This is a genomic window from Streptomyces sp. NBC_00986 (genome assembly GCF_045162565.1).
Taxonomy (GTDB): Bacteria; Actinomycetota; Actinomycetes; order Streptomycetales; family Streptomycetaceae; genus Streptomyces.
In genome coordinates this window covers 10,237,150-10,248,710 of sequence record NZ_CP108733.1, presented here as the reverse complement: position 1 = coordinate 10,248,710, position 11,561 = coordinate 10,237,150, and the positions used below count along the sequence as shown (strand labels likewise).

Below are 11,561 nucleotides of genomic sequence, written 5' to 3'. Positions count from 1 at the left end.
GTCCGTCGGCGTTCCCCTCCGTGAACCAAGTCGTCGGACGCGCCGTAGCCGTCAACGTTCACCGAGTTCGACGCGGCACGACACGGCATCAGGAGCGGAAATGATCCGGAACATCGTCCTCTTCAAGCTCAATGAAGGCCTCACGCGCGAATCCCCCGAGGTCACGGAGGGATTCGAACTCGTGAAGAAGCTCGACCGGGAGATCCCCGAGATCCGCCAGTGGGAGGTCGGATGGCACGTCTTCGACGAGACGCCCGCCTCCTACGACTTCGCCCTGAACAGCCTCTTCGACGACACCGCCGCCTTCCAGCGCTATTTCAACCACCCCGCGCACGTGGCCGCGATCGCCCACTGGATGCACCACGCTTCGTGGGTGGTCGTCGACATCCACGTCTGAGGCCTGTGACGGTCGTGGCCCGGTGTCGCCGTCAGGTGGCGATGGCCTGGAGTCTCGCGTTGCGGGCGTCGATCGCTTCCTGTGTGGAGGGCACGATGAGTTCGCCGCCGTCCGTGACGCTGTTCTGGGCGAACTCGGCCTAGGGGCGCTGGCGTTGCTCGTAGCGCTCGAAGGCCACCGTGTGATCGCCGCCCGCGTCTTCGAGTTCCTCGGCCAGGAAGTGCGCGGCGTCGCCGACCAGAGCGATACGGCCCCGGTGCCAGGTGGGCATGTGGATCTGGCTGACCGAGTCGAAGTAGAGCTCGGGATCGGCGCGGACCGCGTCGAGCAGCTGCGGGATCTTCCACTCGGTGTGTCCCGCGAAGGCGTCCAGGAGGAGCTTCTTCTGGGCGTCGAGGTCGCGGTGGTCGTAGTCGAGGAGCCCGGAGCGGAGGAGGAACACTCCGAGCGCCTTGTTCTTGTAGCTTCCGCCGTGGATGCGGCGGAAGCGGCCGACGTCGGCAACGAGGTCTGCCTGTCGGCGTGCCAGGCCGTTTCGTCCGAGGGCCACGCGAAAGGGTGCCCGGCAGGCAGAAACCCCGCGGGCACCCTCTCTGATCACTGGCGCCTACCGCCTCATCGCGACGTCAGTCCGGCGATGCGCCACAGGCCGTCGCCGGCGCCACCGGCCATGTACGCGTCCCCGGACGCCGCCAGCGAGAAGCTGAAGCCGTTGATCCCGACGAGGTTCGTGACGTGGGACTGCACCCCGGTGGCGGCGTTCACCCGCTTCACCTCGTCGCCGACCATGAAGTAGACCAGGCCGTCGCCGCCGACCGAGATCGACGTGGGTTCGTAGGCCTCACTGGCCAGTACCCGCGTCGTACCGGTGGTCACGTTCGTCTGCAGGATGCGGCCCTGGCCCATGTCCGCGGTGTAGGCGAGTCCCGCCTTGTCGAACGCGAGGCCGTAGGAGAAGCCGAGCCCCGTGGCCACCACACGCGATGCCCCGCCGTCCGGGACGGCGACGATCTCTCCGTTGCCGTCGGTGACATAGGTCGTGGTGCCGAAGCGGGCCACCCCGAAGAGCGAGGGCAGGCCGGCGGCCAGGGTACGGCGGGCGCCCGTGGCGAGGGTGACCTGCTGAAGCGTGCCGTCGAAGGCGGTGATGTACGCGCTGCCGTCGGCGACGGCGACCCCGCGGAGGTTACCGAGACCGGTGGTGACCGTGCCGAGCGCTCCGGTGGCCAGGTCGAGCTTGAGCAGATCGCCGCCCGAGTACGCCAGATACAGCGATCCGGCGTTGTCGGAGGCGATGGCGACCGGTGAACCGGCCGTCGGCGCGATCCGTACGCAGTCCGTGGACGGGCACTTGACGTCTCCCGTCGCGGCAACTGCCGGAGCGGCGAGGGTCATTGTCGCGCCCGACACCAGCAACGCGCCGAGGGCCAGCGCCACGCCCAGTGCGCGCCCACGGCTGGTGAGTGAGCGGGCGGGACGGTCGAGCGGGGGTCGCGTCGCGGTCCTAGATCTCATCATTGAGTCCATCCGTTCCTGTCCGTCGACGATGGGTACGCGCCCACGGGATCGCCGCGGGCACCGCACTGGCTACGCACGGGGGTACGGGGAGGTTCACCGAGGGGGCGGATTCAGGTCCGGACTTTTAAAGGCAGGCGGTACCCGGCCATGAGCATCACCGCTCCCGCCCGCATCGGCCGAAGTGGCGGCCCGATCACCCTGCCGCCAGGCTGGCAGCAGACGTGCCAGCACGCGCAGACACACAAGCAGACACACAAGGGGACTGGTTCCACATGCAGATCGATCTGACCGGACGCACCGCCCTGGTGACGGGCTCGACGCAGGGCATCGGCGCGGCGATCGCCGCCGGACTCGCGCGCTCCGGCGCCCGGGTCGGGGTGAACGGCCGGGACGAGCAACGGGTCGCGGAGGGCGTGGCACGGCTCGCGGCGGAGGTCCCCGGTGCGGACTTCGTCCCCGTGGCCGCCGACGTCGCGAACGAGGAGGGCGCCCGGCGCGTCCTGGAGGCGCTGCCGGAGGTGGACATCCTCGTCAACAACCTGGGCATCTTCGGCTCGGCCGACCCGCTGGAGATCAGCGACGAGGAGTGGCGGCGCTATTTCGAGGTGAACGTGCTGGCCGCGGTACGGCTGACCCGTATGTACCTGCCGGGCATGACCGCGCGCGGCTGGGGCCGGATCCAGTACATCGCCAGCGACTCGGCGGTCGTCATCCCGGCCGAGATGATCCACTACGGCATGTCCAAGACCGCGCTCCTCGCCGTCGGCCGCGGCTTCGCGAAGCAGGCGGCGGGCACGGGCGTGACGGTCAACTCGGTCATCGCCGGCCCCACCCACACCGGCGGCGTCGAGGACTTCGTCTACGAACTCGTCGACCGCGACCTGCCCTGGGACGAGGCCCAGCGCGAGTTCATGCGGGCGCACCGGCCGCAGTCCCTCCTGCAACGGCTGATCGAGCCCGAGGAGATCGCCCACATGGTCGTCTACCTCAGCTCCGACCAGGCGTCGGCCACGACGGGCGGAGCCCTGCGCGTCGACGGCGGATACATCGACTCGATCCTGCCCTAGCGCCCTCAACTCATAGTCTCCGCACGCACTTTGTCTCCCAGAACTATGGTGTCCCACCACATGTGCCGCTGACGTGCCCCTTCCTACCGTGTGCCATCACGTACCCGTCCCCACGGCACACAAGGAAGTGGCGCACATGGCCTCGGCACCCGCCGCTCCCCCACCCCCCGCCAACCTCAAACGCATCGTCGCCGCCAGCCTCATCGGCACCACCATCGAGTGGTACGACTTCTTCCTCTACGGCTCCGCGGCCGCGCTCGTCTTCAACGAACTCTTCTTCCCCGGCTCCGACCCGCTCGTCGGCACCCTGCTCTCCTTCCTGACCTACGCCGTGGGTTTCGCGGCCCGCCCGCTCGGCGCCCTCGTCTTCGGGCACTACGGCGACCGGCTCGGCCGCAAGAAACTCCTGGTCCTGAGCCTGCTGCTGATGGGCGGGGCGACCTTCGCGATCGGGCTGCTGCCGACCCACGCGACCGTCGGAGCGGCGGCCCCGGTCCTGCTCACCGCGCTGCGCCTGGTGCAGGGCTTCGCGCTCGGCGGCGAGTGGGGCGGAGCCGTCCTGCTCGTCTCGGAGCACGGGGACGCACGCAGGCGCGGCTTCTGGGCGTCGTGGCCCCAAACCGGCGCCCCCGCAGGGCAGTTGCTCGCGACGGGAGTGCTGTCCCTGCTCACCGCCGTCCTCTCGGACGAGGCCTTCGGCAGCTGGGGCTGGCGCATCCCGTTCCTCCTCTCCGGTGTCCTGGTCGCCGTCGGTCTGTGGATTCGTCTGTCTGTTGATGAATCCCCCGTGTTCCAGGAGGCGTTGGCCCAGGCGGAGGCCCGCAGAGCCACCGCCCGGACAACGGCCCGAAGCGCCACCCCCGAGCAACTCCCGCTCGTCTCCGTACTGCGCCACCACTGGCGCGACATCCTCGTCGCGATGGGCGCCCGCATGGCGGAGAACATCAGCTACTACGTGATCACCGCCTTCATCCTCGTCTACGCCACCACCGCGGCCGGCGTCTCCCGGCAGACGGCGCTGAACTCCGTACTGATCGCCTCTGCCGTGCACTTCGCCGTCATCCCGGCCTGGGGCGCCCTGTCGGACCGGATCGGGCGCCGGCCCGTGTATCTGCTGGGTGCGGTGGGCATCGGGCTGTGGATGTTCCCCTTCTTCTCGCTGATCGACACCGGGGACTTCGGCAACCTGGTCCTCGCCGTGACCGTCGGCCTGGTGCTCCACGGCGCGATGTACGCACCCCAAGCCGCCTTCTTCTCCGAGATGTTCGCGACCCGGATGCGCTACTCCGGCGCTTCGATCGGCGCCCAGTTCGCCTCGGTCGCGGCTGGCGCCCCGGCCCCGCTGATCGCCACCGCCCTGCTGGCCGACTACGGCAGCTCGACCCCGATCGCCCTGTATGTGATCGCGGCGGTCGTCCTGACCCTGATCGCGGTGGGCGTGGCCAAGGAAACCCGGCACCGCGACCTGACCGAGATCGAGTCCGCCACCGACGACCGGGCCGCGACGACCGCTCCTTCGAAGGACGCCGCGGACGCTCGCACCGCCTGATCACCAGGCGCCGTACCGGCCCTCGTACGCCCCGCGCCTACGAGGGTCACGGCCGCGCCGGAGCGGCCAATCTCCTTAGCCTCAGGGCGAGTTGGATCTCCAGGACGCGTCCCGGCTCCTGCCAGTCCTCGCCGAGGAGTCGGCCCACGCGCTCCAGCCGCTGGGCAACGGTGTTGACGTGGACGTGCAGGTCGTCCTTCGTCCGGGCCGGGCTCATCCCGCAGGCGAAGTAGGCATCCAGGGTATGCAGCAGATCCGTACCGCGCCGCTCGTCGTACCGCACGAGCTGCCCGATGGTCCGCTCGACGAAGCCTCCGATGTCCCGGTCCCCGGCGAGGAGCAGTCCGAGGAAACCGAAGTCCTCGGCGGCGGCACCGTCTCCGGTACGGCCCAACAACCGCAGGGCGTCGAGGCAGCGGCGCCCTTCCTCGTAGGCGGCGACCACGGCATCGAGCCGGGCGCCGGGTTTCTCGACGGGGGCGGAGGCGCCGACGGTGACCGCCTCATGGACCGCCGCTCCCAGGTGGGCGGCGGTACGCCGGGCCAGCTCAGTGGCGGTGTCGCCGGGATCGAGGGGCAGCAGCAGGACCGTGCCGCCGTCGCGGGCGGCGGCCAGTCCGTGCCGGGTCCCCGCGAGGTGCGAGGCGGCGGACCACAGGCGTCTGCGGGCGGCGGCCTCCTGGTCGGCGTCGGCGGCCGTGCCGTCGAGCCGGGCGGCGAGGACGACATGGGTGGCGTCCAGGTCGGCGTCCAGTCTGGACGCACGCTCCCGCAGCAGCCGCGGGTCACCGTCGCGGGCGTCGAGCAGGTCGTCCAACAGCTCGCCGCGCACGCGCTGTTCGGCCTCGGCGGCCGACCGCCGGGCGAGCAGGAGCAGGGAGGTGACCATGGCGGCGCGCTCCAGGGTGCGCTGGTCGACGGGGTCGAGGCCGGGGTGGCCGCGCAGCACGAGCGCGCCGAGCAGTTCGCCGCCGGCGGCCACGGCGGCGATCCAGTCGTCCCGGTGCCGCACCGCGTGCCCTTCGACGCGGGACTCCTCCAACGCTTTCGTGGGTGTGGCGTCGATCTCCGTGAACTCGACCACTCCGTCGAGGACTTGGGAGACGGCGGCAGCCACGTCGTGAACTCCACCGCCGCGCAGCACGAGTTCGGCCAGCCGGTCGTGAATGTCCGAGGCACGCTCGATGACTCCGCTGCGGTCCTGGATGATCTCGTTGGCGCGCTCCAGACCGGCCAGGGCCGAGCGGGTCTCGGTGAGCAGGTTCGCGGTGTCGATGGCGGCCGCGGCGAGCGCGGCGAAGGAGCCGAGCAGCGCGATCTGCTCCCGCTCGAAGACCCGCGCCCGCCGGTCCGCCGCGAACAGCACCCCGATGACACGGTGCCCGAGCATCAACGGCACCCCGAGGATCGCGACCAGCCCCTCGTCCCGCACCCCTGAGTCGATGGTCAGGGTGTGCTGGAAGCGATCGTCCTTGAAGTAGTCGTCGGTGACGTACGGCCGTGCCGTCTGGGCCACGAGTCCGCCGAGCCCCTCCCCCATGCCCAGCCGCAGCTGCTGGAAGCGGGCCGCGACCGATCCCTCGGTCACCCGCATGTAAGTGTCGCCTCTGGCCGGGTCGTTGAGGCTGAGGTAGGCGATGTCGGTGCCGAGCAGGGAACGGGCGCGCTGGACGATCGCCCGCAGTACGGCGTCGAGGTCGCGCAGTCCGGCGAGGTCGTGGGCCGTCTCGAAGAGCGCGGACAGCTCGGCCTCGCGCCGTCGGCGTCCCTCCAGCTCCGAGCGCACGCGCAGCGCGAGCACCTTGGCGTGTTCGAGCACGGCGATCGCCTCGGCCGGTCTTCCGTCGGTGCGGGCGAGCAGCACCGGCTGCTCGTAGGCGTCGGCGGAGGCGCCCCGGGCCAGCAGTTCGAGGAACGGTGCCTCGGTACTGCTCGGTCGCGCGGCGGCACCGGTGACGGTGGCGGAGCGCTCGGCGGACTGCACGTGATCGCTGGACATGCTCACAGGATTCCCCATCGCCGGGCCGGCCGGTCAGGCCTGTGGATAACTCGGGAATCGCCTGCGCACCGGGTGCTTCAGTGCGCGGTCCACCCGCCGTCCAGCACCAGCGAGGTGCCGGTCACGAACGACGCGTGCGGGCCGCAGAGATAGGCGACGGCCTCGGCGACCTCCTCCGGTTCGATGAGCCGTTTGACCGCGCTGTCCTGGAGGAGGACCTCGGTCAGCACGCGTTCCTCGGGGATGCCGTGCGCCTGTGCCTGGTCGGTGAGTTGTCGCTCGACCAAGGGGGTGCGCACATAGGCGGGGTTCACACAGTTCGAGGTGACGCCGTGGGGTGCGCCTTCGAGGGCAGCGGTCTTGGAGAGTCCCTCCAGACCGTGTTTGGCGGCCACATACGCGGACTTGAAGGCGGAGGCGCGCAGCCCATGGACGGAGGACACATTGACGATCCGTCCCCAGCCCTGCCCGTACATGTGGGGCAGGGCGCCGCGGATGAGCCGGAAGGGCGCCTCCAGCATCACGGTGAGCACCGTGTGGAAGACGTCGGGCGGGAACTCCTCGATGGGGCGCACCAGTTGGAGCCCCGCGTTGTTCACCAGGACGTCCGTACCGGCGGCGGCGCGCTCGGCGGCGTCCAGGTCGGTGAGGTCGAGGACGTGCGGTTCGACGGCGCCCGCGAGGCCCTGCGCCTGCTCGGCGAGCGCCTCGAGTCCCGGGGCGTCCATGTCGACCGCTCTGACGTTTGCCCCGGCGGCCGCCAGCCGCAGGGTGCAGGCGCTGCCTATACCGCCGGCGGCACCGGTGACGAGGGCGGTACGGCCACTGAGGTCGAGGAGGTTCGCGCGGGTACCCGGGAGGGCGTTGGGCACGGTCATGGGGCGAGCCTAGACAGCGTTCCCACCCAACCGCATATGGGCCGAGCACATACTTCAGTCGGAACTCGTGGTGTCAAACCATGTGGGTGCGTCGGCCAGGGTCTGCTTGATCCGGAACAGCTGGTGATCGCTGAGCTCGGGCAGCGCGTCCAGGTCGAACCAGCCGACCTCCAGCGACTCGTCGTCGTTCACGGCCGCCTCGCCACCGACGGCCCGGCACTTGAGCGTGATGTCCATGAACTGGCAGGCGTCGCCGTTGGGATAGCTGATCGGTCCCCCGGCCTTCACCATGACGACCCGTTCCGCGACGCACTCGACGGCCGTCTCCTCGAACACCTCGCGCACCGCGCAGGCGGCGGGCTGCTCACCGGGCTCGGGAATTCCGGAGGGCAACGCCCACTCGTGGTTGTCCGTCCGCTTGCCCAGCAGGACGCGACCCGCGTCGTCGAAGACAACGGCGCTGACCCCGGGAAGCCAGAGCAGTTGATGCCCGGCGGAGGCCCGGATCGTACGGATGAAATCAGGAGTAGCCATGTTCCGACCCTAACGGGACGATCCATGGCCACTCCACGAACTACCGTGCGCTCGGCGGGCGTACAGCAGGCGTACGGCTACACGTCGCCCGCGCGCCGCCCGCGCACACCGGCGGCGACCGCCCACCCGAGGCCGCCGGCGGCGATGAGCACCAGGGCCATCTCGGGCAGGATGCCGAGCTTCGTGGCCGGGGTCTCCGAGGAGCGCAACGGCACCTTCTGGACCAGGGAGTCCGCCACGAACATGCCGGTCTTCTGGGTGATCTTCCCGTCCGGCATGATGATCGCGCTGACGCCGCTGGTCACCGGGACGGTGACGGTCCGGCTGTGCTCGACCGCGCGGACCCGGGACATGGCGAGCTGCTGGTAGGTCATCTCGCTGCGGTCGAAGGTCGCGTTGTTGCTGGGTACGGAGATCAGCTGGGCGCCGTCGGTAACTTCGGAGCGCACGGCCCAGTCGAAGGCGGCCTCGTAGCAGGTGACCAGGCCGATCTTGGCGCCGTTCATGGTGAACACACCCGGCTTGGTGCCCCGGCTGAAGTCCTGGCGGACCATGCTGGTCCAGTTCTTGTTGATCGCCCCGAGCAGCGAGCGCATCGGCAGGTACTCGCCGAACGGCTGGATCTGCCGCTTGTCGTAGGTGTCGGTCGGGCCCTTCACCGGGTCCCAGAGGATCTGCTCGTTGTAGAGCTTGCCGCCCCGTTCGACGACACCGCCGACCGAGATGGGCGCGCCGATCGCCTTGGCCGCCGCGTCGATGTCGGTGTACGCCTGGGCGTCGGCGAAGGGGTCGACGTCGGAGGAGTTCTCCGGCCACAGGACCACGTCGGGCTTGGCGACCTTGCCCGCCTTGACCTTCGCGGCCAGCCGCAGGGTCTCCTTGACGTGGTAGTCGAGCACGGCCCGGCGCTGGGCGTTGAACTCCAGGCCCGCGCGCGGGACGTTGCCCTGGATGACCGCGACCGTCGTGGTGCCGTCCTCGGCCTTGTCGCTCACCAAGCCCCGCGCGGCGACCGCGCCGACCACCGGTACGGCCACGCTCAGCAGGGCCACGGCGGCGGCGGACCGCCGTACGACACGGGTGTTGCGGGTCTCCAGGGCCAGGCGCACGATCTCGTACAGGCCGAAGCCGCACAGGACGACGGCGAAGCCGAGGACCGGGGTGCCGCCCACCGCAGCGAGCGGCAGGAAGACGCCGTCCGCCTGGCCGAACGCGATCTTCCCCCAGGGGAAGCCGTGGAAGGGGACACGCGCGCGTACCGCCTCACCGGCGATCCACAGTGCCGCCGCCCACAGCGGCCAGGCGGGCAGCTTCGAGACCGCGGTGATGGCCGCGCCGACCAGCGCGACGAAGATCGCCTCGACCACGACCAGCGCGATCCAGGGCCCGGGGCCGACCTCCACGCCGGTCCACACCAGCAGCGGCAGCAGGAACCCGAGGCCGAAGAGGTAGCCGAGTCCGAGGCCCGCCTTCCAGCTGCGGCCGCGCAGCACCCACCCGAAACAGGCGAACGCGGGCAGCGCCAGCCACCACAGCGTGCGCGGCGGGAAACTGACGTAGAGCAGCACTCCGGAGAGTGCGGCTACGGCGGCCGGGACCAGACGGACGAGGCGGGCGAGGCGCGATGCGGGCGCGGCCTGTGGCTCCAGCTGGTCCGACTCGTCCACGGAAGTTGCGGTGACGGTCACTCCGGGAGTGTACGGCCGTCGACCTTGACGCCGACAGCACGGTCCGGATGGCAGGCCGGGGCACTGAGCAGGGCCGCAGCGGCACCGTTCCTGCGCAACTCGTCCACAAATCGGTCATCAGCCGTTACGGTGTGCCGGAGCCCCTGTCGTGCGGTCGGTCCAGGCCAGGACGGCCGGGGCCGGTCACGGGTCGGGGAGGCCCGGTTCAGGGGGCGGCGGGGTGGGTTCCACGGGGATGGCGTCGGCGACCGGTCCGGACGCCGACAGTGAAAGACGAAACGTTTCGGATGCGGTGGGCATCGCGGTGCTCGGATCGTGTGCCGCGTGGTCGCTGATCACCGCCGCCATGCACGACGGCCGGCCCGAGGGCGTGCTGCTCGCGGTCCTGGCGGTCGCCGCCGGTTACGCGTCGGGGCGGATCTCCGGGGCGCTCGTACCGGTCGCCGCGCCCTGTGCGGGGGCGCTGGCCGGGCTCGGTATGGCACTGGCCGAACCGCGTCTCGCCCCGGGCCCCCAGTTCGCCGTACCCCTGGGCCACGCCGGTGCGACCGCGGCCCTGCTGACCCTGGCCGTGGGTGCGGCGTGCTGCGCCGCCTGGGCCGCCTCGGCACCGGCCCCGCGGCTCGCGCTGCGGCTGCTGGCGGCCGGGATCACGATCGCCGCGGTCGTCCTGGGCTCGGTCACGGGATTCGTCCTGTGCACGGCGGTGCTGCTGTGCTCGCTCGCCGCGGGCCGCATGCGGCGACGGGGTCTGGGCATCGCGGGCCTGGGCCTGGCCACGGCGCTGGTGACCGGCGCGACCTGGGCCGTAGCCGGAAACGTGCTCCCGGACGGGCTGACCGCGTCCCTGGAGGGCCAGTTGACCCCGCACCGGATCCAGCTGTGGCAGGACGCCCTGCACATGGCCCATCAGGATTCCGCCCTGGGAGTCGGCCCGGGGCGCTTCGGAGAGCTGAGCAGCGCGGCGGCCGAGGCACTGCTCCCGGACGGCAAGCCGCACTCGGCGCCGCTTCAGCTGGCGGCCGAGCAGGGAATCGTCGGCGTGCTCCTGCTGGCGGCGGCCTACGGCTGGGTACTGCACGCGCTGTGGCGCACCACGCGCTCCACCCCGATCGCGCTCACGGCGGGCGCCGCGCTGACGGGGCTCGCGATGGTCGCCTCGGTCGGCAACGCGCTGAGCTTCACCTCGGTGTCGGTCGGCGCGGGCTTCCTGGCCGGGCTGGCCACGGCCCACCCGATCGCCGACGACCCCTCACGCATCGCGCCGGACGCACACGCGCGTGGCGACCGATTGGCCCCGTGACGGACGAGGAACGCGTCAGAGCACCGCGCCGGGCTTGGGCGGCGCCAGCCGGTCCGTGATGATCCGTACGGCCGCCTCCGCGTTGTCCACGGTGATCGTGAACGTGTGCCCGTCCCACAGCCGCAGGACGATGCCCTCACCACGGCGTACGACGACCGCGGTGCCCTTCTCGGGCCGCCAGCGGTAGCCCCAGCCGCCCCACTGGCGCGGGGTGACGTGCGGGGCGAACTCGGCGCCAGCGACGCTCGCGAGGGGGATGCGGCGGCGCGGCACACCGATGTGCCCGCAGCGCACTTCGAGGGACTCCGTGTCCACCTTCAGGCCGACGTGCACGAAGGCGAGCGTGCCGAACAGCATGAGCAGCCCGGCCGCGATGCACCCGACGACGGACATGACGAGCGGGGCGATGCCGGACGTCCAGGTGGAGTCCACGGCCAGCTCGATGCCGAGCGCCATGCAGGCGGCACCGGCGAGCGCCAGCAGCCACTGGAACCGGTTCGTCGCGCGTCCGGTCCAGATCTCGGTCTGCGGGAAGATTTCGTCGCGGGGGTGGTCCCTCATGCCTACGAGACTACTCAGGTTTCGCTGCGCGGGTACGGCGTTGCGGAGGGTGACCGTTTTGTGGTGC

The 11,561-nt window shown here is 71.0% G+C and carries 11 protein-coding genes; 4 read left to right on the top strand and 7 right to left on the bottom strand.

Annotated elements, in window-relative coordinates; all coding sequences use genetic code 11:
• The first annotated feature begins 100 nt into the window (after positions 1-100).
• Complete coding sequence (locus OG504_RS46135) at positions 101-397, top strand: Dabb family protein (protein ID WP_405995134.1); 297 nt, start codon at positions 101-103, stop codon at positions 395-397.
• A gap of 139 nt (positions 398-536) precedes the next feature.
• On the opposite strand, the gene OG504_RS46130 is transcribed toward OG504_RS46135, so the two are convergent.
• Both OG504_RS46130 and OG504_RS46125 read right to left on the bottom strand, forming a co-directional pair.
• On the bottom strand, positions 537-947 hold the full coding sequence (locus OG504_RS46130) for a hypothetical protein (protein ID WP_405995133.1): 411 nt from the start codon (positions 945-947) through the stop codon (positions 537-539).
• A gap of 65 nt (positions 948-1,012) precedes the next feature.
• Positions 1,013-1,912, bottom strand: a complete 900-nt coding sequence (locus OG504_RS46125) for a hypothetical protein (RefSeq protein WP_405995132.1) — start codon at positions 1,910-1,912, stop codon at positions 1,013-1,015.
• A 275-nt stretch (positions 1,913-2,187) separates the two neighbouring features.
• Here OG504_RS46125 and OG504_RS46120 point away from each other — a divergent pair, with 275 nt between their 5' ends.
• Together OG504_RS46120 and OG504_RS46115 are read left to right on the top strand one after the other, a co-directional pair.
• A complete protein-coding gene (locus tag OG504_RS46120; protein WP_405995131.1) occupies positions 2,188-2,982 on the top strand; it encodes an SDR family NAD(P)-dependent oxidoreductase in 795 nt (264 codons plus the stop codon).
• A gap of 136 nt (positions 2,983-3,118) precedes the next feature.
• Complete coding sequence (locus OG504_RS46115; RefSeq protein ID WP_405995130.1) at positions 3,119-4,531, top strand: MFS transporter; 1,413 nt, start codon at positions 3,119-3,121, stop codon at positions 4,529-4,531.
• Between the two features lie 46 nt (positions 4,532-4,577).
• Here OG504_RS46115 and OG504_RS46110 read toward each other — a convergent pair whose 3' ends face one another.
• The 4 genes from OG504_RS46110 to lnt all read right to left on the bottom strand — a co-directional run bounded on the left by OG504_RS46110 (position 4,578) and on the right by lnt (position 9,630).
• The gene (locus OG504_RS46110) at positions 4,578-6,530 is read right to left on the bottom strand and encodes a helix-turn-helix domain-containing protein (protein ID WP_405995129.1); all 1,953 of its coding nucleotides are present in this window, start codon (positions 6,528-6,530) and stop codon (positions 4,578-4,580) included.
• Positions 6,531-6,607: 77 nt separating this feature from the next.
• A complete protein-coding gene (locus OG504_RS46105) occupies positions 6,608-7,408 on the bottom strand; it encodes a 3-hydroxybutyrate dehydrogenase (RefSeq protein WP_405995128.1) in 801 nt (266 codons plus the stop codon).
• Between the two features lie 54 nt (positions 7,409-7,462).
• Positions 7,463-7,942, bottom strand: coding sequence for an NUDIX hydrolase (locus OG504_RS46100; protein ID WP_405995127.1), 480 nt, complete (start codon positions 7,940-7,942; stop codon positions 7,463-7,465).
• A 77-nt stretch (positions 7,943-8,019) separates the two neighbouring features.
• Complete coding sequence (gene lnt / locus OG504_RS46095; RefSeq protein WP_405995126.1) at positions 8,020-9,630, bottom strand: apolipoprotein N-acyltransferase; 1,611 nt, start codon at positions 9,628-9,630, stop codon at positions 8,020-8,022.
• A 235-nt stretch (positions 9,631-9,865) separates the two neighbouring features.
• Here lnt and OG504_RS46090 point away from each other — a divergent pair, with 235 nt between their 5' ends.
• Positions 9,866-10,933, top strand: a complete 1,068-nt coding sequence (locus tag OG504_RS46090) for an O-antigen ligase family protein (protein ID WP_405996595.1) — start codon at positions 9,866-9,868, stop codon at positions 10,931-10,933.
• A 15-nt stretch (positions 10,934-10,948) separates the two neighbouring features.
• Here the strand turns inward: OG504_RS46090 and OG504_RS46085 are convergent, their stop codons facing one another.
• The gene (locus tag OG504_RS46085) at positions 10,949-11,494 is read right to left on the bottom strand and encodes a hypothetical protein (RefSeq protein WP_405995125.1); all 546 of its coding nucleotides are present in this window, start codon (positions 11,492-11,494) and stop codon (positions 10,949-10,951) included.
• Positions 11,495-11,561: the final 67 nt, after the last annotated feature.

Excerpts from the sequence above, each read along its gene's own strand:
- OG504_RS46085 (WP_405995125.1), bottom strand. The coding sequence starts at position 11,494 with ATGAGGGACCACCCCCGCGACGAAATCTTCCCGCAGACCGAGATCTGG.
- OG504_RS46115 (WP_405995130.1), top strand. The coding sequence starts at position 3,119 with ATGGCCTCGGCACCCGCCGCTCCCCCACCCCCCGCCAACCTCAAACGC.
- OG504_RS46090 (WP_405996595.1), top strand. The coding sequence starts at position 9,866 with ATGGCGTCGGCGACCGGTCCGGACGCCGACAGTGAAAGACGAAACGTT.
- OG504_RS46100 (WP_405995127.1), bottom strand. The coding sequence starts at position 7,942 with ATGGCTACTCCTGATTTCATCCGTACGATCCGGGCCTCCGCCGGGCAT.
- OG504_RS46125 (WP_405995132.1), bottom strand. The coding sequence starts at position 1,912 with ATGAGATCTAGGACCGCGACGCGACCCCCGCTCGACCGTCCCGCCCGC.
- OG504_RS46105 (WP_405995128.1), bottom strand. The coding sequence starts at position 7,408 with ATGACCGTGCCCAACGCCCTCCCGGGTACCCGCGCGAACCTCCTCGAC.
- OG504_RS46120 (WP_405995131.1), top strand. The coding sequence starts at position 2,188 with ATGCAGATCGATCTGACCGGACGCACCGCCCTGGTGACGGGCTCGACG.
- OG504_RS46110 (WP_405995129.1), bottom strand. The coding sequence starts at position 6,530 with ATGTCCAGCGATCACGTGCAGTCCGCCGAGCGCTCCGCCACCGTCACC.
- OG504_RS46135 (WP_405995134.1), top strand. The coding sequence starts at position 101 with ATGATCCGGAACATCGTCCTCTTCAAGCTCAATGAAGGCCTCACGCGC.